We start from the raw sequence: 22,111 nt of genomic DNA on the forward strand, positions 1-22,111 counted from the left end.
ATGTTCTACCTTTAGCGGGCAGTGACCGGTAAACCGGTAGAAAGCCGCCAAGAGGGACAGATGGCGATAGCGAACCGAGTAGAAGCAGTTGTTGGCTCGAAGGAAGATGCCGGCACCAAAATTATGCGCCATGCCGGGCTTCTGTCCGGGCAATTGCAGCAACTTCGAACTCGTATGTATCCGCCAAAGTCGGAAAAGACGCTCCGTCCGTTCCTGACCAACGAAGTGTCGAAGCTGACATCGATACCTGATTCCACGCTAAAGCTCATGTCGACCGAAGCACGCGGACCCGTTCCCAGCAGGCTGGAGAACAATCACCGCGTCTATACGCTGGGCCAGATCAATGAGTTGCGCGAGTTGTTCGCCAAGCAGAAGCCAGTAGACGCCTTGCGCTTCCTCCCACGCCGTCGTGCCGGCGAACACCTCCAGGTTCTTGCTATAGCCAACTTCAAGGGTGGTAGCGCGAAGACGACAACCTGCGTCCACCTCGCCCACTATCTCGCCCTTCATGGTTATCGTGTCCTCGCACTCGACCTGGACCCGCAAGCATCCTTGTCCGCTTTGTTCGGTGCTCAGCCAGAAGTTGACGTCGGCTCGAATGAAACGATCTATGCCGCTTTGCGTTACGACGACGCCGAACGTCGTCCAATCCGCGATATAATTCGCAAGACATATTTCGATGGCATCGACCTCATTCCTGGCAATCTTGAAGTCATGGAGTATGAGCACGAAACGCCACGGATCTTGGCGAACAAGTCCAGCTCCGGCGCAATCTTCTTTGAGCGACTGAAACTCGCCCTTTCGGAAGTCGAGGCGGACTACGACATCGTGATTCTTGACACTCCGCCGTCGCTCGGCTTCCTGACGTTGAGCGCGATATACGCTGCGACCAGCATGATCATTACGGTCCACCCGGCCATGCTGGACGTCGCGTCAATGAGCCAGTTCCTTCTCATGATGGGCGATCTGATTAGTGTTCTGAACGAGAGCGGCGCTCAGTTGGACCAGGACTTCATTCGGTATCTGGTTACACGACACGACCCCAATGACGCGCCACAGTCGCAAGTCGTCGCGATGCTTCGGCACCTGTTCGGCTCTGATGTATTATTGCCCACGGCCATTGAAAGCACCGCCGTTGAGGCCGCCGGCTTGGCAAAACGTTCGGTATACGAGCTCGAATTGGGGCAGATCGGACGCGATACTCACAAGCGTGCCCGCGAGGCGGTAGATGCTGTGAATGAGGCGATTGTTCGCCTCGTCAATGAGAGCTGGGGGCGGACATGAGCAAATCCCCTCGCAAGTCGATTGTCGCCAGCTTCGGGTTGCTTTCCGCAGAGCTGGAGAGTGATCAGGCTGTGGATCAAGAGCAGCCGTCGCAGGCCCCTGCCCCGGTTCCCGGAAATCGTGTCGGCGCAGGTGTGATCGGTGCTGCTCACCGAGCGATCGACGATATCCGAACAGAGCGAGATCGCTTGAAGGCTATCGTTGAGTCGGGTGGTGGTGCGGTTCGCGAGTTGGATCCGTCGCTCATCGACCCCTCCCCTTACCCGGATAGACTGCCGGACGATGACACAACGAGCTTTGAGGCGTTCAAGCGGTCGATCGAGACTGAGGGGCAAAAAGTTCCCGTTCAAGTCCGCAAACACCCTTCGTCGCCAGGCCGCTACCAGATAGTCTATGGTCATCGGCGCTGGCTCGCTGCCATGCAGCTCGAGAGGCCCGTTCGCGCTCTCGAAGTCGAGATTTCTGACCTCGACCTGGTTCTTGCACAAGGCATCGAAAACGCGGGCCGGCAAGACCTGACTTGGATTGAGCGCGCGTTATTTGCGTCGCGCATGGATGATGCGGGGATCAAGCCTCGGCACATTTACGCGGCGCTGTCGATCGAAGACGCGGAACTGGCACGGATGAGGAATGTCTACAGGATCATTCCCACGGATATCATCGAAGCCATTGGGAGGGCTCCAAAGATCGGGCGGCCACGCTGGCTCGATCTTGCCAAGACAATTGCGGGCAATGCGGGAACGCTTGATGCCCTACGAGCGGCGCTGGATAGAAAAGGCGATGCTGAGACATCCGATCAAAGGTTTCAGCGTGCCTTGAGCGCCATCAAGCCAGCATCGACGGGTCGTCGGGCGCCAAGTCCGCTCACAGACAAGAGCGGAACGAAGCTCGGCGCTTTGTTGATGTCTTCGAAAGAGGTTCGAATTTCGGCCGAGGGCTCACTCGGGATCGAATTTTTGAAGTTTGTTGAGGCGGAGCTTCCAGCGCTTACGGAGCGCTTTGCCCGTCTGCGGGAAAACGAGAAACCCTGACAGCTGTCAGGGTTTGGAGGTGAAGAAAGGAAGAACTGCAAAAGAAAAAGGCCCCCTAAACGTTGCCGTCGTGGAAGCCTCTCTCAATGTGTGACAACTAGAGAATCGCATTTCCCCGAATCCCAGTCAAGAGTCTTTGGCACCGTAATTTTGGTGAGCGGGTTTCTTTTGCCTTTTTGAAGGTGAAGAAAATGCAGATTGGAAGTGTCACGACGCCCTTTGGGCGGCGGCCGGTAACGCTCGCCTTGGTGAGGCGGCAAATCGAGACGAGTGAAATCAAACCAGGTAAGGCGACGGACAAATGGAAGGTGTTTCGGGATGCTTCCGAAGCAAGGGAACTGCTCGGGCTGCAAGATCGCAGCCTGGCTGTCCTGGACGCGCTCCTGAGCTTCTATCCGGACAACGAATTGCGCCAAGATGCGCAACTGATCGTTTTCCCCTCGAACACGCAGTTGACGCTTCGGGCGCACGGTATCGCCGGCGCGACGCTTCGCAGGCATCTGGCGCTTCTCGTTGATGCCGGCTTGATCGTGCGGAAGGACAGCGCGAACGGAAAGCGTTATGCCCGGAAGGACAAGGCGGGCGCGATCGATAGCGCATTCGGCTTTGACCTGTCACCGTTGCTCCTTCGAGTGGATGAACTCGCCATGATGGCGCAACAGGTCGTTGCCGATCGTTTTGCACTCCGGCGGGCGAAGGAAAATTTGACGATATGCAGGCGCGACGTTCGAAAGCTCATTTCTGCGGCGATCGAGGAAGGTGCATCGGGCGACTGGGAAAGCATCGAAGCGATGTACATCAGTCTCGTAGGCAGGATTCCGCGATCTCCGACGCTTAGTGACGTGAATTCAATCCTGGACGAGATGGAGCTCCTGCAGCAGGAGATTATCAACATCCTAGAAATGCAGGAAAAAGACGAAAATATTAGCACCAATGCTGCTCACAATGAGCATCACATACAGAATTCAAAAACCGAATCTATCCATGAATTTGAACCTAGCTCAAGAAAAGAGCAGGGCGCGAGGGCAGTGGGGAATGATCAGGCGAAGCGGGGGCCGATCCGGAATTTTCCGCTTGGTATGGTCCTACGAGCGTGCCCGGAGATCGCGATGTATGGGCCGGGCGGTGCGATCGGGAGTTGGCGCGAAATGATGGGTGCAGCGGTGGTCGTCCGGTCGATGCTGGGCGTCAGCCCATCGGCCTATCAAGAGGCCTGCGAGGTGATGGGGCCGGAAAGTGCGGCCACGGCGATCGCCTGCATCCTTGAGCGGACCGGGCATATCAATTCGCCGGGCGGCTACCTGCGTGACCTTACGCGTAAGGCGGAGCGGGGCGAATTTTCTTTGGGGCCGGTTCTTATGGCGCTGTTGAGAGCGCATGGGCAAGGCGATCGAGCCGTCGGCTAGGAGCGGGCGATACGAAAAACCCTGACAGCTGTCAGGGTTTTGGTTCAAGGATACCTGACGGCTCACGCCTAGCTCAATCCGCAAAGCCTGACCGCGGATTGGGTACTGCGGAAGTTATTGGCAAAGTCGCCGGTTCCGACGGCGGTGGCCATGTGATCAATTCCGCTAGTGGATATCTGCGTGACGTGACGAAGCGCTCGAAGCGCCGTGAGCTTTCGCTCGGCCCGATGTTGATGGCGCTTCTGAAGGGAAATGATCGGCAGGACGTTCGTGTGAGTTAGCCAATGAAACCCTTGCGAGGCTAAGATGGCGCTATACGGCTGACAAGATATGAAAAACAAGCAATTAGCGGACTTGACGTGTCATCAAAGGATCTCGCGTGATCTAATTAGCCGCCGACGCCCGGCCGTGTGAAGTGGAGAATATTGGTATTTGCGCTTGCACTGCTTGTCGGATGGTCGCAAAGGCATCCTGTAGAGCGCCGCAGTGGCCTCGAAACGATTTTGGCCAGCTTTAATCGGAAATCGAAAGTCTTATCATGATGCCCCAGCTCTCCCTTTCGCGCGACCGAATCTCCGTGCTGCTGCTCGAAGGCATCAGCCAGAGCGCCGTGGACCATTTTACTGCGTGTGGATACACAAATCTCGTTCATCTGCCGAAGGCCCTCGATGACAAGGATCTCAAAAGCCATATCGCCGATGCGCATATCATTGGCATTCGCTCCCGAACGCAGCTAACGGAGGAGATTTTCGAATCCGCCAAGAAGCTGATTGCCGTCGGCTGTTTCTCAGTCGGCACAAACCAGGTTGATCTAGAGGCGGCGCGGCGCCGCGGCATACCTGTTTTCAACGCACCTTATTCGAACACGCGCTCGGTGGCCGAACTTGTGATCGGTGAGATCATCATGCTGACCCGGCAGATCTTCCCGCGTTCGGCGTCCGCGCATGAGGGTGGATGGGAGAAATCCGCTGTCGGCAGTCGCGAAGTCCGCGGAAAAACGCTCGGCATCGTCGGCTATGGCAATATCGGCTCGCAGCTAAGTGCTCTTGCGGAAAGTATGGGCATGGTGGTGCGCTACTTCGATTTTTCCGATCGACTGCGCCGCGGCAATTCAGAATCGATGGCTTCGCTCGGTGACCTTCTCGAGATTTCGGATTACGTGACGATGCACGTTCCGGAAACGGCATCGACTCAAAATATGATCGCCGAAACGGAACTGCGCCGTATGAAAAAAGGCGCCATCTTCATCAACAATTCCCGCGGAACTGTGGTTGATCTCGATGCGCTCGCGAAAGTGCTGAAAGAAGGACATCTGGCCGGTGCTGCCATCGACGTCTTCCCGAAGGAGCCACCATCAAACAAGGAACGTTTCGAAACGCCGCTGCAGGGCTTGAGCAACGTCATTTTGACACCACATATCGGCGGGTCCACTGAGGAGGCCCAAGAGCGCATCGGTGGAGAAGTCTCAAGAAAACTGGTCGAGTATTCCGACATCGGCTCGACGATGGGTGCAGTCAACTTCCCACAGGTTCAACTACCCGAGCGCCCGAACGGCACGCGTTTTATTCATGTTCATGGAAACCGTCCCGGGATGCTCATTCAGCTGAACGAGATCTTCTCTTCACGCGGGCTGAACATTGTTGCCGAATTCCTGCAGACCCATGGCGATACGGGCTATGTGGTCATCGAAGTCGAGGACCTGTCCGGTACAGCCGACGAGATTCTTCAGTCGCTTCGCGAGATACCGGGAACGATTAGGACGCGATTGCTCTACTGACGCATCAAGTCAGTGCTGCATCGCCATCGACAGACAGCTGATGGGCAGGGAAAGCTCGCCTTCCCGAAACCATGCCGACCGCAGTCCATGCGCGGAAAACTCCGCGGGGTCCAACCCCGCCATCATGGCGCGCTGTTTGATGATGGCGTTGACCGATTGCGGGTCGAGCGCTCGCCGCGAAACCGTCCCCCAGCGCCCGATTGCCCGAAACAGGCTGCCCTTGTCGATCTTCGACGCCGTCATCCAGGCGCTTAGCGCATCCACCCGGCCGGCCCGTGAGATATACGACATCGTCCTCTTCGCCGCTGCTTGTCTTGGTGCGACCGAGATGGATGGCGAGCGAGGGGAGGGGCTCCGTTCTGTACAGGAATGGAGGGTTCGATCGTTAGCTGGTCGGTGTGCAGCCCGGCGATCTCGCTGCGTCGGCGACCGCCGGAAACAAAGGCGACCATCAGGATGGCTCGGTCTCTGGTATCGCGCAGGCTGTCCGTCGCGCAGGTCGCCAACAGCTTGAACTACACGTCGGATGTGACGGCCTTGGCGCTCTTGCAGCGACGGGGTCGGCAGCCGGCCCGGACCGCGAGACGGATGGCCGACTTCAGGGCAGGGGAGGCGAAGGCGCCCTCGAGGCCGCGCCACCGGGTCAGCGTCGACCAGGTCGCCGCCGCCGGCAGACCGTCGACGGTGCGTCGGGCCGATCGATCTTGAAACTTCGTCCTGAATCCGAATACCGGAAGCTCGCATGCGACATCTCCAGAGCCAAGGCTGGAAATCTCTGCCGCCAAAAACAGGGCGCGCAAGAAACCGCGCAATCGGCAAGTTGATGCTCCGTGCCCTCAATGACGGATGAGACCAAACCGATGCGCCTCATCCAGCAGGTGACGAACGGATGATGGCTGCCATTTGCGTCCGCCGCGCGCCGGTCGCTCTCCCATCTGATCAAGCTGGCGGCAATGTCGCGCAGCGATAGATCGGGATCGGCAATGGCAATCGCTGCGACGAGCTTCATCAGATGATCTTCTGGCGCGCGGCGCGGAGAGCGGACCAATAGCTCAGGCTCGGCCAGCTTCTCGCGGACCATGCGATGCACGGCTCGACGTAGCCTTTCCACCGTCCAGTCATGGCCTCGGCGATTGAGGACCCGCACGACATTGTCCCAGCTATGCTTTGGGCGAAGTTGCCGAACGGTCGGGAGCCAAGTTTGGGCAGTGGAGATCAGCTCGTCGAGATAGAGTTTTTCCCTGGCCTTCGACACCGCCTTGATCGCTTCCGGTCGCCTCTCGCGAAGGCCTGGATTGCCTGGCAGCTTGCCGCGGGCTTTTGCCGCCGTGATGCCGGCCTTGGTTCGCTCAGCGATCAGCGCTCGTTCGAGCTGCGCGACGGCACCAAGGACCTGGAGAGAAAACATGCCCTGTGGCGTTGACGTATCGATCGGGTCGCGGATCGACCGAAAATGGACGCCACGCTCTTCGAGATCTTCGATCACCTGCAGAAGGTGGCTGACAGACCGGGCGAGGCGATCTAACCGGACGACGACTAGCACGTCGCCGGCGGTGAGCTCCCCGAGCAGTCTCGTTAGAACCGGCCGCGCCCGCGATGCGCCCGATCCGTGCTCCTGAAAAATCCGCTCGCAGCCGGCGGCACGCAGCTCGTCCATCTGAGCGTCATGAACCTGATCGTCGGTCGAGACGCGTGCATAGCCCACAAGACGTTTTGGAGCCGGCGATGGATTGGCGACTTGCCGTTTTGCCATGGTTTTCTTGCGCGCTTTTCGGGTGCTTTGTACAGATAAGGAATGCGTGAGAAAACGAGCAGTTGCAAGCGTGTTTTATGATCCAAATGCAGCCCCGTCAGACTCGAAAAGCCGCATCGGAGGAGCATCCGATCGTAACCAACATGAAACGCGCTCTGGTGGCCGTCTGCGTCCAAAATGCCTGAAAATAAGGAGATCGGAGAAGGGGGAGCATGAAAGCCGGTTTGAGCGAAAAGATGATGGAGGTATCTGCTGCTCATCGGCAGGGGAAGGCCGCCGTGAGTAGCACGCAGAGCAGAGACGTTTCCGCCGAACCTCGCCGAAACCTGCCCAAAAGGCCGGACAGCCGGGCTTTTCCACTCATCCAAGGCGACCGACATGCTGATTTGCGCCGTGAAGTCGATCTACCATCGATAACCAGTACTTATCGATGGTTAGCGCATCAACCGCCAATCATGCCATGTGAGGAACCGTAATAAGCTACTAGTGTTCCTTTAGCAAATCATTTACCATGATTTCAATGTCTTACGATTTGTCGAAATTGCCCATCCAGAGCCTGCTGCGGCCCATCTCGGGCGTTGGTGTGGCTTTTACTTGCCGATTTCAATTGAAGCGCTAAGCTGAAAATCCCGCACCGGGATGAGCGCTTACGATTTCACGCTGGCCACATAGGTTTGCGACTTAGCTCACCTATTCCGGCGCCGGCGCCCCTCGTTCGCGGTAGGAGGGAAGATCCGGCGCGTTTTCCGGGACAGGATGTGCCTGCAGGTCTGCGATCAGCGATTTCATTTCACCGATTTCGCGGACCTGGGCTTCAATGATCCCGTCCGCCAGCTTTCGCACGCGCGGATCTCGGATATGGGCACGTTCGCTGGTCATGATCGCAATCGAGTGATGCGGTATCATCGCTTTCATGTAACTGACGTCGTAGACGGTTTCCTGGCTGCGCACGAGCCAGAGCGAACCGGCGAACACGAGGACGCTTGCCGCAATGATGGCTGCGTTTGTGGTTTTGTTTTTGTACATCGACCACATGAACGCCATCATGATGATTGCCATGACGGCGCCCATCAACAAGGCCATCCAGGTCCTTGTCTGGCTATAGGTCACATGATCGAGCGCGTAGGTGTTGAGATACATCAACTCGAACATCACCACTGTCGAGGTGACGATCATTGCGGCAAAGCGGCCGTACGACATGGTTGTCTCCTTTTGTGGGAGTATGACGAACATGTCTGGCGCATGATTGTTCCGGATGAGTAACTCCGCCGCTATCACTGCTCGAGGTGCCACGCGAAGTGCAGGAGTTGGCACTCACCGCAGGGCAGGGGACAGCTAAAGCCCGGAAGCCTTGGTCAGATTTATGCGGAAGCGATCTCGCCGCCGCTGATATTTTCGGGTCATCTCGGCAGAAGCGTGGCCGAGCTGCTTCTGCACGTATCGTTCGTCGACCTCGGCGGAGGAGGCAAGGCCGGCACGCAACGAGTGGCCGGAGAACTTTTCCGCACGCTCTGTCTCCGTGAGGTCGGGCCGCACGCCGGCAGCCAGGGCCGCCTTCTTGACGAGGCGCGCCACTTCCTGATCGAGCAGCCGGTCGGGGCCGACATCCTTGCCTTGACCGGTGACCCGCCGGAAGAGCGGGCCGTGCGCAATCCTTGCAAGGTTGAGCCAGGTCTGCAGCGCGACGACAGGGCAGGTGGCGTCCGAGGAACCGCGGCCGATTTCGACTTCGCGCCAGCCGCGTTTTCCCCGGACCGTCACAACCATGCCCTTGTCAAGGATCTCGACCCAGCCGCGACTGTCCTTCGTCTGGTCACGGCCGACATCGAGCCCGACAATCTCGGAGCGCCGCAGCCCGCCGGCAAAGCCGATCAGCAGCATCGCCCGGTCGCGAAGGCCGCGCAAGGTGCCGCGGGGGAGCGTTTCCAGCATGGCGATCAGGTGTTCGGGCAAAACCGCTTCCTTCTGCCGGGGCGGGGCGGCATGGGTGTTGCGAATGCCGGCGAGCACGGTGGCGATATGGCGATCCTTGCGGTCGATCGGGAGCCCGCGCTGCGCATAGTTCCAGGTGATCGCGGACAGCCGCCGTTCGATCGTCGTCACCGAATTCAGCTTGCGGCGGGCGATTGCCGCACCCGAGGCGGTGTCACTGCCACCGGCACAGGCGGTGATGTAGAGGCCGACGGTGTGCGGGTTGGGCGGCAGGATCTCCAGCCCTTGCCGGCGGCACCAGCCGGAAAAATGCTTCCAGTCGGAGGCATAGGCCTTGTGGGTGTTCGGTGAGCTCGCCGCCTCGACATAACCGCGCGCCCGATCGGCGAGCTGCTCCAGGTGGGCGGACAAGGCGGTGCGTGCTTCCGGAAGAGGGGAGGGGAGACCGGCCGACGCCTGCGCCGCGGAAATGTCACCGTCGGCGGCCGTGCTGAGAGACGGAGCAGAGCTCGCCTCGGCGTGAATTTCGCTGTTTTGCTCGGTGCTATCAGTCATTTCTTTATAATGACAGAAATGAATGATAAGGCAATCTTATCGCTCGTTTTTATCTGTCGACATAGCGTGCTGTTACGAGCATTCTTACTGGCTTAAACCGCACATGTGGTTTATGCTCTGCTGTATGGATCCGACCGTCAAACCGTCACCGATGACCCCGATCTGGCTGCCGCGGCTGCCCGAATGGGCAGTCGCGCGCGGGCGAGAGACCGAAGCGGACGCCGCCTTTGCCGCCGGCATCGCCTTGACATCGCTTGACGATCTCGTGCGTTCGGAGCCGACGTGGGCCGGCTGCTGGCGATCCCGCCAGGCGCTGACATGCGCCGCGGCCGCCGTGCGCCTGATCGGCCGAACTGAGGACGAGAGGGCGCTCCGTGACGCTGTGCTGCTCGTTGCAGCCGGCGACGACCCTGGCCCTGCCGGCAAGGTGTTTTCGGCTTACAAAAGGCTCGCCGCGCGAAAACCCGGCTTCTCGTCGAAGCTCATCGCCGAACTGGCCGATCTGATTGGGCTCGGCTGGGACGATCACCTCGCCGCCGCGGTCGATCATGCCGACGCCGCGCTGCAGCGTGGCCGCCCGGCACCGTTCGCCGCGGCGGAGCTGATGATCGCTGTCCATGCCGAACGCCCGGATGCCGAAGTGCTCGCCTGGGCCCTTGCCGACATGCTGATCGCCGCGATGCTGAAATGGCCCTTTCCCCTGCCTCTGCTGATGACCGGACGGTATGGGCCGGCGTTCCGGACCATCGGCGGCAGGGGACGGGTGCAGCCCGGCGATGCGGCCTTTCCGCGGGCCGTCTGCCTCGCCTTGGTCGACGGTGCCAGCGCAGCGCTACGCTCCGCCTCGGAAATCGCCCGCCGGGCCGACCAGCTTCTTGCCGTCGCGCCGAAGCTGCGCACCAAGGGCGCCGAGGCCGTCATCCGCAAGCTGCTCGATGAGGATGCGATGCCGGCTTCCGCACCAGGCGCTGGTCTCTCCCGCTGGGCCAGCACGCGATTGTTCGAGCGGCTCGAAGGTTTCGGGGCGGTGCGCGAATTGTCCGGCCGTTCGTCCTTCCGGATTTACGGGTTGTAAGCATGGCGGGACAGAGCGCAGCAAAAACCAGGCGCCGACAGGACAAGGATCCACAACACGAGCTGCTGTTCGATCGGGAATTGGAGGACCTGCCGTCGGAGCTGCGCTGGCGGGAATGGATGCTGCGGGTCGAGGCGGTGATCTTTGCCTCCGCTGAGCCGGTCAGCCGCGAGACGTTGGCGCGGGTGGTCGGAAAAGACTGCAGCATCGACCTGCTCATTGATGATCTGCGCGAGGAACTTCGTTCCCGGCCCTACGAACTCGTGTCGGTCGCTGGCGGCTGGCAGTATCGGACCCGGGTGCGGTTTTCAGAGACGATCCGCGTCTCGTCGGCGCCGACGCGGGGAGGCGCGGCAGCACTGTCCGAATTCGAGGCGATGGTGCTGATGGCGGTGGGATATTTCCAGCCGGTCACACGCGGCGAGCTTTCAAAGATCTTCGGCAAGGAGGTGTCACGCGACACAATCGGAGCCTTGCGCGGCGCGGGTTTTATCGCATCCGGACCCCGCAGCCCGACGCCGGGGGCACCCTACACCTATGTCACGACCAAGCACTTTCTTTCAAGCTTTGGCATGGAGAGCGCTGCGCGACCTGCCCGACCTTGAGCGATTGGAGGATGCCGGACTGCTCAGCCGGCAGGCATTGGAGCAGACCGCGACCGCTGCGCCTGAGAGTGACGTCCTGGAGGATTGACGATGGTCTGCGGCTTCTTTACGTTCCAACCAGTTCCTGCACCAGGCGACGGCCGGTGTCGAATGAGGTCGCCTTGGGTTCTGCTCCTATGCGCGAAAACGCCTGCAAATGAGCGATGAACTGGCGCACTGCGGATTTAGCAAACCTCAACGCTGACGCGCTGAGTGTCGCCCGGGACGCGGCGCGCGGCGTTAACGGCGAACTTCGGTTGGTCGCCAGAGCTTAAAACTACCTGTCCACCCGTTACGTCCTCTAATTTAATTTTGCTGCGAGCAATTGAATGGGAGTGACGAATACAAATGACGGGTTGCCGGTGGTCGGCTAGTGCCTATTTTGCCCTCCGATATATCGTGCCAGGAATGAATGGATCTGCGCGATGACGACCGCACCCTCACCGACTGCAGCGGCTACCCTTTTGGTAGAGCCGGCGCGTACGTCTCCGACGGCAAAAATGCCAGGGCAACTCGTCTCCAGCGGCAGTCGCTCGCCATCACCGTCGCGTTCTCCTGTGAGAACGAAGCCCTTTCCATCGGTCGCGACACAGCCGTCGAGCCAGCCGGTGTGGGGATCGGCGCCGATGAACAGAAAGAGGTGGCGCGAGGCACATTCCTCGGTCTTTCCTGTCCGAACGTCACGGAACATGACGCCGGTCAGACCTGTCTCTCGATCACCATGCAAGCCCATAATCTCGATACCCGCATGGAGTTCGACATTGGGCAATGCCGCTATCCGGTCGATCAGATATTGGGACATGGTTTGCTCGAGTGGTCGCCGGACTACGAGGTGCAGGCGGTTTACCTGCGGTGCGAGGTAAGCAACGGCTTGGCCGGCGGAGTTTCCGCCGCCGACCAGGGTGATTTCCTCTCCGGCGCAAGGGCGAGCTTCAATCGGAGATGCCCAGTAGGAGACGCCGGCCCCCTCCAGTTCTTCGACATTGGCAATATTGGGCCGACGGTAGCGCGCTCCTGACGCGATCACGATGGAACGCGCCCGTGCAATACATCCATTGCTAAGCTCAAGGGAGAACGGAGCTGCCGAATCGGTTTCATGACAGCAAAGCTTTTCGACGGTCAGCGGGATCGCAACTTCGGCGCCGAATTTCGTGGCTTGATTGAAGGCTCGGCCCGCAAGAGCCTGTCCCGAGATACCCGTGGGAAAGCCAAGATAATTTTCGATCCGGGCGGAGGCGCCTGCCTGACCACCGAAGGCCCGCGAATCGAGAACGAGAACAGACAGTCCCTCAGATGCTCCATAGACGGCAGTTGCCAGCCCAGCCGGTCCCGCTCCGACGAGTGCTACGTCATAGACATTCCTCGGATCGAGATCCGGCATGATGCCAAGGCAAGATGCAGCATCCGCGTTGCTTGGATTTCTGAGCAGTGTCCCGTTTGGACAGATCATCAATGGCAGATCTTCCGGTGCGATGCCGAGCCGTTCGACCAACTCGCGCCCCTCGACCTCGCATGCAGCGATTAGGGCGTGGGGATAGCCATTGCGGGTGAGAAATCCAGACAACCTCACGATGTCGGGGGCATCCCGGCGTCCAACGAGAACTGACCCTGCGCCACCAATCCGCCCTTCTTCGATCAGCGAAACGCGACGGAGAATAAAGGCGCGCATGATCGCTTCACCAACATCCGCCGATCCGATCACAAGCGCGCGAAGATGTGGCGCATCGAAGGGTATCGCCAATACGCCCTTATCGCCCGCGACTACCGATGCCAGGGTTGCGTGACCAGACAATTGATTGGTCTCGCCGGTGAACTGGCCCGGACCGTAGGTGCCGATCACGGATGATCTCCCAGTCGCGCTACGCTGAATTGCATCGGCCGAGCCCTCTAGAACTAGCCAGGCAGGGACGTTGCGAGTGCCAATCTCATAGAGCACAGCGCCTGGGCCGAAACGGCTCGGCTTACCACTGGCGAAGCGTCGCGCCGCACCGATTTGAAGAGCCGAAAGTCTTGGATATGTTTGCTCCCGCCGAGCATCGCTGATCGCCATGATGTGAACTCCGTATCGGCCTGTACTAGTGGACAAAATCCGGAACAGTTCGCCAGCCTACATTTCGCACCATTAAAGCCAACTCTTTCGGGGCTTCTGCCAGCGGACATTCATACGCATTCCATGGTGGATCATGCGGGGGCAAGCCGAGGTTCCCTCAGCAAAGTGAGCGCGAAAACGAGAAGGCCCAAGAGCGTAAGCCCGAAGCCCGCCCACACGGCGGACAGCAGACCATAACCGGCCGCGATCGTCACGCTACCCGCCCAAGCGCCGATAGCGTTCGCGATATTGAGCGCTGCAAGGTTCATGGCGCCCATAAGTGTGGGCGCCTCCGGAGCGAAGCGCGTCAGGCGCACCTGGATCGTCGGGATGGCGACCATCATGGCGGCACCAACGCCAAACAGCGCCGGCATCAATATCCACACATTGCCGCCACCGACCGCCAGCACGGCTAGTACCATCAGGGCGCTGCCATAACCCACGGCCAATCCCATAGCGGGATAGGCGTCCGCCAACCGTCCTCCGATCAAGTTGCCTGCCGTCATGCCGAGGCCGAACAACGCCAGAGCCGGCGGGATCCAAGCTTGATCGAGCGTCGCCATGTCGGTGACAAAGGGACCGATAAAGGTGTAGACAGCGAAGATGCTGGCCACGCCCAGCGCCGCCACGAGCATCATTGCCCATACCGCCGGTCTGCACAGGGAGGCCAGTTCCTGAATCACCGGTCCGCCCTGTAGCGCTTCTGTTCGAGGCACCCAGGCTCGCAGGGCAAGGAAGGCTAGGCCAGCCACCGCAGCAACGGTGAAATAGGTGTTCCGCCAGCCCAAGGTTTGGCCAAGGAAGGTCGCCAGCGGCGAACCGACGATCGTCGCAATGGTCAAGCCCATCATGACCAGCGCAAACGCCTTTCCGTCATGACCGGGGCCAACGATATACGACGCCACCACGGCGCCAGCGCCGAAATAGGCTCCTTGCGGCATGCCGCTGATGAAGCGCGCCAGAGCGAGCATTCCGAGATCGGTGGCGACCGCCGATAGCATGTTGCCGACGATGAACAGGCCCATCAAACACAAGAGAAGCGTTCGCCGGTTCAGCCGCGCGGCCGCCAGCGTCACGAGAGGAGCGCCGATCACCACACCGAGGGCATAGGCCGCAATTGCATTGGTTGCCGTGGGGATGTCGATGCCGAGACTCGCGGAGAAGAGCTGGAGAATCCCCATGCTCGCAAATTCCGACGTCCCGATGCAGAAACTGCCGAGTGCCAGGGCGAACAGCGTGAAGCCCCGCTTGCGACGCTCCGCTTCGTTCGTGCAATGCACCTTTACGGCTGCGCATTGACTGCGATAGGCTTTCTCCAACATCACTACCTCCCTTGGTCGTGGCTACGCATATCGCTCCGAGTGGTACGCCCAAACGTCCGGTCGTCCGACTACGCCCTTGTCGGGGGGCGCCGCGAGGACGAGTGGTACTGCCGTTTGAAGACGATCATCTTCTCCACGGTCATCTCGCGCGCTGTGTAGGGAATGCCGCCGACGCCGTAGCCCGATTCCCGCCGGCCGGCGAAAGGCATCCAGTCGGTCCTAAACGCACTGTGATCGTTCACCATCACTGCCGAGGCGTCCAGCCGCTCGGCGGCGTCGAGAGCGACGTCAAGGCTGCGCGTGAAGATGCTTGCCTGGAAAGCGACGGGAAGAGCGTTGGCGGCATCGATCGCCTCGTCGATCTCGTCATACCCGTAGACACAAGTGACCGGCCCGAAAACCTCATACATCGAGACTTTTGCCTGGCGTGGCGGATCGACCAAAATTGCGGGCTTGAGAGTGGTGTTGCTGATACGACCTCCGCCGATTTGGCGCGCCCCGGCACTAACTGCTTCCTCGATCCAAGTTTCGACCCGCGTGGCTTCCGTCGGATTGATGAGTGGACCGACTTCGGTTTCTGGGTGAATCGGGTCGCCAACGCGGAGGCGCGCGACCCGCTCCGAAAAGCGCTCTACCAAGGAGTCCTTGATAGCATTTTGCACGTAGATGCGTTGTACCGACACACAGACTTGCCCGGCATGATAGTAGCCGCCCTTAGTGATCGGCTCGATGATCGCATCGAGATCGGCGCTCTTGTCCACGATCGCCGGCGCGACACCGCCATGCTCGAGAGCGCAGCGCGTTCCTGGCGCCAGATTGGCGCGCAAATGCCAGCCCACAGCGCCCGAGCCGATGAAGCTGAGGAAGGCCACTCGCGGATCGCTCGCAAAAGCGCTCGACAGATCCCGGTTCTCGGGGAGTAGGGTCTGAACCCAGCCTTCCGGCATGCCGGCTTCATGGACGAGCTTTACCAGCTCGAGGCAGCAAAGCGGTGTCGCCGCGGCGGGTTTGATGATGACCGGGCAGCCCGTGGCGATCGCCGGCGCGACCTGATGCACGATGAGGTTGAGGGGATGGTTGAACGCCGAGATCGCAGCAACCACGCCGATGGGTTCCAGGATCGTCCAGGCGCGCCGCCCATCGCTGGCTGGGGTCAGCCCCATCGGTATCTCGGTGCCGCCGCGGGTGCGAAGCAGATCGGCGGCGTCGCGGATCCCGTCGATGGCGCGATCGGTTTCAACCAGCGCATCAGTGTAAGGCTTGCCCCCTTCGCGCGCAATGCGCATCGCGAATGTCTCGCGTTGCTGCAAGACCAGATCCGCAAGCCGACGCAAGACAGCCATACGTTGGTGCGGCTTCAGCCAGCCGCCCCGATCTTTAAAGCGCTCGTGAGCGACGGTCAGCTTGCGTTCGAGCGCCGTGGCATCGTCTGTCGGCAAATCGGCGATATGTTCGCGATCATAGGCTTGCACGACCTCAAGCATGGGATCCTCCGGACCGGTTATCTTCAAGCGCGACAGCTTCGAGAACGAGCGCCGAGCGATCTGCCAAACCGGGCACTTTGGCGAGATAGGCTTGGTAATGCGGCGTCTGGCGATGTGCATCGACCGCCTCAACGTCCCGATAAAGTTCGTCGAGCACGTAGCGCTCGGGCATTGCAGTATCCCGCCAGACATCCCATCGCAGATTGCCCGGTTCAGCGCGACAATGCGGCGCCATGTCGAGCAGCAATCCGCGCAGTTCCTCGGCTTTGCCAGGAAGAGCCGTCAGGCTGGCGGTGATTTTGACGGATGAATGCGACATGGTGGTTCTCCCGGCTAACGGTGCGCCTCAATCTCCGTGGCACGGTCCCGCAGGGCGGCAAGCAGTTTCTTCCCAAGTTCACCCGCCGAAGCGGGGTTCTGTCCGGTGATCAAGCGTCCATCGACGACGACATGCGGCTGCCAATTGGCAACCGACGAATATTCCGCCCCCTCTGCTCTCAGCGCATCCTCGAGTTCGTAGGGCACATCCTCGCGCGCATAGTCGTATTCTTCCTTCTTCGAGAAGGATGTGAGCTTCTTGCCGTGCACGAACGGCGTGCCGTCTCCAAGGTCCACGCCAAGAAGCGCGCAGGGTCCGTGGCAAACGGCGCTGACGAGCTTGCCCGTCGTCCAGGAGCGCACGATTGCCTGCTGGACCTCCGCATTGCGCTGAATGTCGACCATGGGTCCGAGGCCGCCGGGCACGAGAATGGCATCGTAGTCAGCCGCATCCACCTCGCAGAGTTTGCGGCTACGATTCAGCCGGCGAAAAGCCTTGCTCTCGAAAAACGCCTTCTGCGCCGGGTCCTTGTCATCGTATGCGTCATAAGGCGTCCATCCGCCGGCGGGCGAAGCGAACTCCACCGCGATACCGGCGGCGTCGAGCACCTCGAACGGATGCGCGATCTCTGCAAAGAAGAAGCCGGTTTTGCGGCTTTGTGGGCCGATAACCGCGGCGTTAGTGACGATGAATAGGACATGCTGGGTCATGATTGTCTCCTAGACATATAGTTCGACTTATTCTCGCGATCGACGCGGTCAGAACGTGACGACCGCACGCCCGACGACCTTATTGTCGCGCATGAGATCGATGTATTCGTTGATATCGTCGAACGAGATCGTCTTGATCGTGTGCTGAATCTTGCCTTCCGCGGCGAGCGCCATGACCTCGATCAGATCGGCGTTGTTTCCCCAAAATGAGCCGTGAAAAGTCTGCTCGCCGGACACACGCGGGAACAGCGGAATATTGATCCGGTCGCCGATGAAGCCGACGTCGGCATAGTGACCGCTGATCGCGAGGCGCGAGAAGCCGAGCTGCATCATCTCGGTCGCACCCGCGCAGTCGATGATCGCGTCAAATTTGTCTTGGCCGGTCGCCTTTTTAAGCTCCTTTCCCACCTCTTCGGAGGACTTGCCTTCGATCGCGATGATGTGGTCGGCGCCATATTTCTTCGCGACCTGAAGCTTTTCCTCGTTTCGCGCGACGGCGACGACAGGGCCACCTGCGCCCAGCAGCTTGGCATATTGGACGGCGTAGGCGCCAAGGCCGCCGATGCCGAACACGCCGATCACCCGGTCGGGGCCGAGGCCGCCGGCGTCGCGGATCTTCTTGAGCCCGCGATAGGGGGTCAGCCCGGCGTCGGTCAGTGGTGCAAGCTGCTCGAATTTGAGATGCTTGGCGACCTTGATGGCATAACGGGCCGGTACCGGGATATATTCGGCGAAGCCACCATACGTACCAAAGCCGGGCCAGCGGACATTGGGGCAGATGTGCGTGTTGCCAACCTGGCAATGCTTGCATACGCCGTCACCCCAGCCGGGTGACACGACGACGTGGTCACCTTCCTCCAGGCCTGCAGCCTTGGCCACGACGCCGCCGATCTTCTCGACCGTGCCAGTAATCTCGTGGCCAGGAATAACGGGGGGTGGAATATCGCCATAACCCTGGAAGAAGCCATCGATCAGGAGCACGTCCGAACGGCACATGCCGCAAGCAGCGACCTTTACGAGGACCTCGTCAGGCTGAATGTCCGGAACCTTGATGTCCTCGAGGGTAAGGGGCTTCTTGTATTCAAGAATGCGCGCAGCTTTCATCACTGGCCTCCTTCAGGCTTTTGGGTTTGTTGTGATCGCGGCGGCCGCCGCCTCGGCGACCGCGATGTCCTGGTCGACCGAACCGGCACTGGTGCCGACGGCACCGACGATCTGGTCTTCGATGGTGACTGGCAAACCTCCGCCGAAAATCACGACGTGGCCGGCATTGCTCTGCTCTATCCCGAACAGAGGGGCTCCGGGCTGTGCAAGTTCAGCGAGATACTCCGTCGTCTTGTCGAACATCCGCGCGGTCTTCGCCTTGCCGATTGCAAGATCGATGCTCCCTTCGAGCGCGCCGTCCTGGCGCGCGAATGCGATCAATGCGCCACCCACGTCGACCACAGCGATATTGTAGGGAATGCCGAGGTCGGCCGCCTTTGCCTCGCCCGCCTCAAGCATCTGCTTGGCGTCCGACAATGTAAGTGTGCTCAGCGCGCGGGGCATATCCTGGCCTCCTCGATCAATCCGGTCCAGACGCAAACCGCCATGGCCAGAAACGACCACTGGAAGCTCGAACGTGCTGAATGTTGGCGAACCTGCGCGAACGCTGTGGGATGTCGATCACCCGGTCAGCCCGCTATCTTGATAGCACTGCAGCACCGACATGGCCGGTTAAAAAAGGTGAATCTGCTGGTATAAGGTTATGGAGGCCTGAAAAGCCCGGAATGGTCAGAAAACCATTTGGTGGCCATCGTCGGGGGGGGCGCGTCTGCAACGCATCGCGTTCTCACAATTGCCGCCGCGAAAGGGGGAATGATGGAAGGGGCTGATGCGATCGATGCCACGACCTATTGCTTCGGCAACTGCCGTTTCACACCAGCTCGGCAATCGCTACTTTGCGGCGATATCCCGATCCGCGTCGGATCGCGCGCGATGGATTTGCTTCACGCGCTCGTGCGCCGGCCAGGCCAGGTCGTCAACAAGGACGAACTCTTTAACGCGGCGTGGCCCAGCTTGTTCGTCGAGGAAAGCAACCTCAAGGTCAACATTGCTGCTCTGCGCCGTGCACTGCAGGTCAACGGCATTGACGTTCCATGCATAGCGACGGTCCCGGGCCGGGGATATCGCTTCGTTGCACCGCTGACGGTGCTGGGTCCACGGGAGTCAGCGCTTCCCGCGTCGATCAAGGAGATTGACGGCGCGCTACCTCCGTCAAAGCCCCTGGTCGGCCGCGCCGATGCCTTGGCGGGGATTGTCGAGGCGTTGCGCCAGACCCGGCTGCTCACGATCGTCGGACCCGCCGGCGTCGGCAAGACGAGCATCGCTATCGCAGCCGCAAGAAACATCGGTGATGCCGAGGCGCAAGCCGTGTGCTTCGTTGACCTGGCCGCGATCGAAAATGGGCAGCTTGTCGCCCTGGCCATCAGCCGTGCGCTCGGCATCGAAAGCGAGCCGATCGACACACTGGAAGGCCTCGTTGACGCGTTGCGCGGCCAGAACCGGCTTCTGGTCCTCGACAATTGCGAGCACGTCTTGGCGACAGTAGCCAGCATAACAGATCATCTGAACCACGCATTGCACGGGTTGAATGTCATCGCGACAAGCCGCGAACCGTTAAGATGCAGGTTCGAGACGGTCCATCGGCTCCCGCCTCTTCTGTGTCCGCCCGAGGACGCGATTCTGGATGCCGGGTCGGCAATGGCCTTTTCGGCGATCGAATTGCTGGTTCGACGTGCAGAGGCACATGGCTATCGACTGACGGACCCAGACGTCCCTGCGCTCGCGAGTTTGAGCCGGCGTCTCGACGGTATTGCGCTGGCGATCGAACTGGCGGCTTCGCAACTCGAGAAAAGCGGTCCCGCGGGGCTGCTGCAAATGCTTGAACGTGACTTCGAAGCGCTGGCGTCGCGCGGAGATGGCATGGACCGGCACAAGACGCTGACGGCGACGCTCAACTGGAGTTACCGGCTGCTTTCGGAGAACGAGGCCCGGCTACTACGTCACCTTTCCGTTTTCGGCGGCACCTTTTCGCTCGGCGATGTCATAGACGCATTTGGACACTTGGCGAATGAGGAAGACGTCACCGCATGGCTGGAAGCCCTCGCGATCAAATCCATGGTGTCGGTCAACTACACGGGAAGACGTCGCCGATACCGGTTGCTCGACAGTACCCGAACGTTCGCCAATGAGCGGCTCATTGCACAGGGCGAGCAGGAGGTCGCCATGATCGCGTATGGCCGCTTCATTCTTGCGCTGTTCGAAAGGGCCGAGAAGGAATGGACATGGCGGCCGCGTGAAGACTGGATGGCACTCTATGGTGGCTGGAGCGCGGATCTCCGCCGTATGATCGATTGGGCCTATCGCTCGCATGGACAGGCCGAACTTGGGGTGCGGCTGACGGTTGCTGCTTTGCCTTTCTGGGTAGAATGCTCGACAATGGTGGAAAGCGGGTCACGCGTCGAAAAGGCGCTGTCGGCGCTGGACGACCTGCCTGATGATCATCTCGCGCTCCGTATGAAGCTGGTCGCGGCGCATGGCTGGAATCTCTGCTATCGCTATCCTTTTGGTGAAGAGCTCGAAGCCACCTGGACGAGGGGTTTCGAGCTCGCTTTGAAAGCGGGAAGCGTGGAACACTGCCTCCGGACGAAGATCGGCCTGGCAAACATCCAGTCTGCCATGGGCTTTCATCAACGGGCGCTAGAGACGATTGTCGACCTTCGCCGCTTCATGGCGTCTGTTGACGATTACTCTGCAGCCCCAAATGCCGATCGGCAGTTCTTTACCTGCGAATTCTACCAGGGAAACATCAGATCGGGACATGCGGGTCTCGAACGTCTGGCTCGCGAGCATACTGTTTTCGGCAATCGCAGTCAGACATCACGGTTCCAGATCGACAGATTCGTCAATTTCCGGAATCATCTTTCGATGTCCACCTGGGTGGTCGGCCAGCATCAGCGCGCGCTCGAAATCGCGGAGGAAGCACTGAACGCCGCCCTGACCTTAGACCACGACTTGTCTTGCGCGCATTCTCTGGCACTCGCGGCCACCCCCTTAGCTCTGTTATGCGGACAGGTTGATTTGGCGCAAGAGCGGGCGACGATGCTGCTCGAGCGATTGAAGTCGCGCCAGATCGATACTTGGCCACCATTCGCCCGCTTTCATCAGGCGGCGATTGATGCCGCGCGCGGAGACGAGGAGGCGGTCCAGCGTTTGAGGAACGCAATCGGCGCCATTCGTGAGTGCAATTACCTTGTCCATTTACCCCTGCGGTATGTGATGCTCGCTCATGCGGCGCTTTCGCACGACCAAGTCGAGGTCGCTCGCCAGAGCATCGATGAGGGCATGAACTATTGCCGGCAGCGCGGGGACAGATGGTGCGACGCCGAATTCCTACATCTTCGAGGGTTGCTATCTTGGCGGGAGGGCGATGCAGAAGAAGCGGCGCAGCGGTTTCAGGAGGCGATGGATCTGGGGCGTGATAGAGGCTCCCTCGGTTTCGCCTTGCGTGCCGCAACGAGCCGCGTCAAGCTCGCGAACGAGATCGGATCCCCAGCAGCATTACCGTTGGCCGAGCTGAAGGCCATTAGCGACCGTTGCGACCGCGCAGGGAGCATGGACATTGTCGCCGCTCATGAAGCGTTGAGGTCAAATCATGCTCGAAAGATTTGAACAGTCCAGGCAATGCA

At 60.1% G+C, this 22,111-nt stretch carries 15 protein-coding genes and 3 pseudogenes; 7 read left to right on the forward strand and 11 right to left on the reverse strand.

Annotation, left to right across the window (positions count from 1 at the left end; all coding sequences use genetic code 11):
- The first annotated feature begins 60 nt into the window (after positions 1–60).
- The 4 genes from repA to serA all read left to right on the forward strand — a co-directional run bounded on the left by repA (position 61) and on the right by serA (position 5,498).
- Positions 61–1,284 (forward strand): plasmid partitioning protein RepA, encoded by a 1,224-nt coding sequence (gene repA, locus ACS4RS_RS32820; RefSeq protein WP_130679563.1) that lies wholly within the window; start codon positions 61–63, stop codon positions 1,282–1,284.
- Positions 1,281–2,315 (forward strand): plasmid partitioning protein RepB, encoded by a 1,035-nt coding sequence (gene repB / locus ACS4RS_RS32825; protein WP_449314151.1) that lies wholly within the window; start codon positions 1,281–1,283, stop codon positions 2,313–2,315. The genes repA and repB overlap by 4 nt, the downstream gene beginning before the upstream one ends.
- Positions 2,316–2,506: 191 nt before the next feature.
- Entirely contained in the window at positions 2,507–3,721 is a 1,215-nt protein-coding gene (repC, locus tag ACS4RS_RS32830; RefSeq protein WP_130679561.1) for a plasmid replication protein RepC, read from the forward strand.
- A gap of 538 nt (positions 3,722–4,259) precedes the next feature.
- Entirely contained in the window at positions 4,260–5,498 is a 1,239-nt protein-coding gene (gene serA / locus ACS4RS_RS32835) for a phosphoglycerate dehydrogenase (protein WP_439013791.1), read from the forward strand.
- A 60-nt stretch (positions 5,499–5,558) separates the two neighbouring features.
- Here serA and ACS4RS_RS32840 read toward each other — a convergent pair.
- The 4 genes and pseudogenes from ACS4RS_RS32840 to ACS4RS_RS32855 all read right to left on the reverse strand — a co-directional run.
- Positions 5,559–6,192, reverse strand: a pseudogene (locus tag ACS4RS_RS32840) (tyrosine-type recombinase/integrase); the annotation flags it as partial.
- A gap of 142 nt (positions 6,193–6,334) precedes the next feature.
- Positions 6,335–7,251, reverse strand: a pseudogene (locus ACS4RS_RS32845) (recombinase family protein).
- Between the two features lie 690 nt (positions 7,252–7,941).
- Positions 7,942–8,451, reverse strand: coding sequence for a DUF305 domain-containing protein (locus tag ACS4RS_RS32850; RefSeq protein ID WP_439013710.1), 510 nt, complete (start codon positions 8,449–8,451; stop codon positions 7,942–7,944).
- Between the two features lie 135 nt (positions 8,452–8,586).
- Positions 8,587–9,738 (reverse strand): tyrosine-type recombinase/integrase, encoded by a 1,152-nt coding sequence (locus ACS4RS_RS32855; protein ID WP_439013709.1) that lies wholly within the window; start codon positions 9,736–9,738, stop codon positions 8,587–8,589.
- Positions 9,739–9,889: 151 nt separating this feature from the next.
- Here ACS4RS_RS32855 and ACS4RS_RS32860 point away from each other — a divergent pair, with 151 nt between their 5' ends.
- Together ACS4RS_RS32860 and scpB are read left to right on the forward strand one after the other, a co-directional pair.
- Complete coding sequence (locus tag ACS4RS_RS32860; protein ID WP_439013708.1) at positions 9,890–10,813, forward strand: DUF1403 family protein; 924 nt, start codon at positions 9,890–9,892, stop codon at positions 10,811–10,813.
- A gap of 2 nt (positions 10,814–10,815) precedes the next feature.
- Positions 10,816–11,506 (forward strand): annotated as a pseudogene (gene scpB / locus ACS4RS_RS32865) (SMC-Scp complex subunit ScpB).
- Positions 11,507–11,827: 321 nt separating this feature from the next.
- On the opposite strand, the gene ACS4RS_RS32870 reads toward scpB, so the two are convergent.
- From ACS4RS_RS32870 to ACS4RS_RS32900, 7 genes are all read right to left on the reverse strand, one after another.
- On the reverse strand, positions 11,828–13,507 hold the full coding sequence (locus ACS4RS_RS32870; protein WP_439013706.1) for an FAD-dependent oxidoreductase: 1,680 nt from the start codon (positions 13,505–13,507) through the stop codon (positions 11,828–11,830).
- A gap of 131 nt (positions 13,508–13,638) precedes the next feature.
- Positions 13,639–14,868, reverse strand: coding sequence for an MFS transporter (locus ACS4RS_RS32875; protein ID WP_439013705.1), 1,230 nt, complete (start codon positions 14,866–14,868; stop codon positions 13,639–13,641).
- A 68-nt stretch (positions 14,869–14,936) separates the two neighbouring features.
- Complete coding sequence (locus ACS4RS_RS32880) at positions 14,937–16,352, reverse strand: aldehyde dehydrogenase family protein (protein WP_439013704.1); 1,416 nt, start codon at positions 16,350–16,352, stop codon at positions 14,937–14,939.
- On the reverse strand, positions 16,345–16,671 hold the full coding sequence (locus ACS4RS_RS32885) for an antibiotic biosynthesis monooxygenase (protein WP_439013703.1): 327 nt from the start codon (positions 16,669–16,671) through the stop codon (positions 16,345–16,347). The genes ACS4RS_RS32880 and ACS4RS_RS32885 overlap by 8 nt, the downstream gene beginning before the upstream one ends.
- A gap of 14 nt (positions 16,672–16,685) precedes the next feature.
- On the reverse strand, positions 16,686–17,381 hold the full coding sequence (locus ACS4RS_RS32890; protein WP_439013702.1) for a DJ-1/PfpI family protein: 696 nt from the start codon (positions 17,379–17,381) through the stop codon (positions 16,686–16,688).
- Between the two features lie 48 nt (positions 17,382–17,429).
- Positions 17,430–18,485: an NAD(P)-dependent alcohol dehydrogenase gene (locus ACS4RS_RS32895; RefSeq protein WP_439013701.1), complete on the reverse strand. Its 1,056-nt coding sequence runs from the start codon at positions 18,483–18,485 to the stop codon at positions 17,430–17,432.
- Positions 18,486–18,497: 12 nt separating this feature from the next.
- Positions 18,498–18,929, reverse strand: a complete 432-nt coding sequence (locus ACS4RS_RS32900; protein ID WP_439013700.1) for a heme-binding protein — start codon at positions 18,927–18,929, stop codon at positions 18,498–18,500.
- Between the two features lie 240 nt (positions 18,930–19,169).
- On the opposite strand from ACS4RS_RS32900, the gene ACS4RS_RS32905 reads away from it, so the two are divergent.
- Positions 19,170–22,094: an ATP-binding protein gene (locus tag ACS4RS_RS32905; protein WP_449314157.1), complete on the forward strand. Its 2,925-nt coding sequence runs from the start codon at positions 19,170–19,172 to the stop codon at positions 22,092–22,094.
- Positions 22,095–22,111 lie beyond the last annotated feature (17 nt).

This window comes from Rhizobium sp. F40D2, assembly GCF_051810745.2.
In the GTDB taxonomy this organism is placed as follows: domain Bacteria; phylum Pseudomonadota; class Alphaproteobacteria; order Rhizobiales; family Rhizobiaceae; genus Rhizobium.

Excerpts from the sequence above, each read along its gene's own strand:
- repA (WP_130679563.1), top strand. The coding sequence starts at position 61 with ATGGCGATAGCGAACCGAGTAGAAGCAGTTGTTGGCTCGAAGGAAGAT.
- repB (WP_449314151.1), top strand. The coding sequence starts at position 1,281 with ATGAGCAAATCCCCTCGCAAGTCGATTGTCGCCAGCTTCGGGTTGCTT.
- repC (WP_130679561.1), top strand. The coding sequence starts at position 2,507 with ATGCAGATTGGAAGTGTCACGACGCCCTTTGGGCGGCGGCCGGTAACG.
- serA (WP_439013791.1), top strand. The coding sequence starts at position 4,260 with ATGATGCCCCAGCTCTCCCTTTCGCGCGACCGAATCTCCGTGCTGCTG.
- ACS4RS_RS32850 (WP_439013710.1), bottom strand. The coding sequence starts at position 8,451 with ATGTCGTACGGCCGCTTTGCCGCAATGATCGTCACCTCGACAGTGGTG.
- ACS4RS_RS32855 (WP_439013709.1), bottom strand. The coding sequence starts at position 9,738 with ATGACTGATAGCACCGAGCAAAACAGCGAAATTCACGCCGAGGCGAGC.
- ACS4RS_RS32860 (WP_439013708.1), top strand. The coding sequence starts at position 9,890 with ATGACCCCGATCTGGCTGCCGCGGCTGCCCGAATGGGCAGTCGCGCGC.
- ACS4RS_RS32870 (WP_439013706.1), bottom strand. The coding sequence starts at position 13,507 with ATGGCGATCAGCGATGCTCGGCGGGAGCAAACATATCCAAGACTTTCG.
- ACS4RS_RS32875 (WP_439013705.1), bottom strand. The coding sequence starts at position 14,868 with ATGTTGGAGAAAGCCTATCGCAGTCAATGCGCAGCCGTAAAGGTGCAT.
- ACS4RS_RS32880 (WP_439013704.1), bottom strand. The coding sequence starts at position 16,352 with ATGCTTGAGGTCGTGCAAGCCTATGATCGCGAACATATCGCCGATTTG.
- ACS4RS_RS32885 (WP_439013703.1), bottom strand. The coding sequence starts at position 16,671 with ATGTCGCATTCATCCGTCAAAATCACCGCCAGCCTGACGGCTCTTCCT.
- ACS4RS_RS32890 (WP_439013702.1), bottom strand. The coding sequence starts at position 17,381 with ATGACCCAGCATGTCCTATTCATCGTCACTAACGCCGCGGTTATCGGC.
- ACS4RS_RS32895 (WP_439013701.1), bottom strand. The coding sequence starts at position 18,485 with ATGAAAGCTGCGCGCATTCTTGAATACAAGAAGCCCCTTACCCTCGAG.
- ACS4RS_RS32900 (WP_439013700.1), bottom strand. The coding sequence starts at position 18,929 with ATGCCCCGCGCGCTGAGCACACTTACATTGTCGGACGCCAAGCAGATG.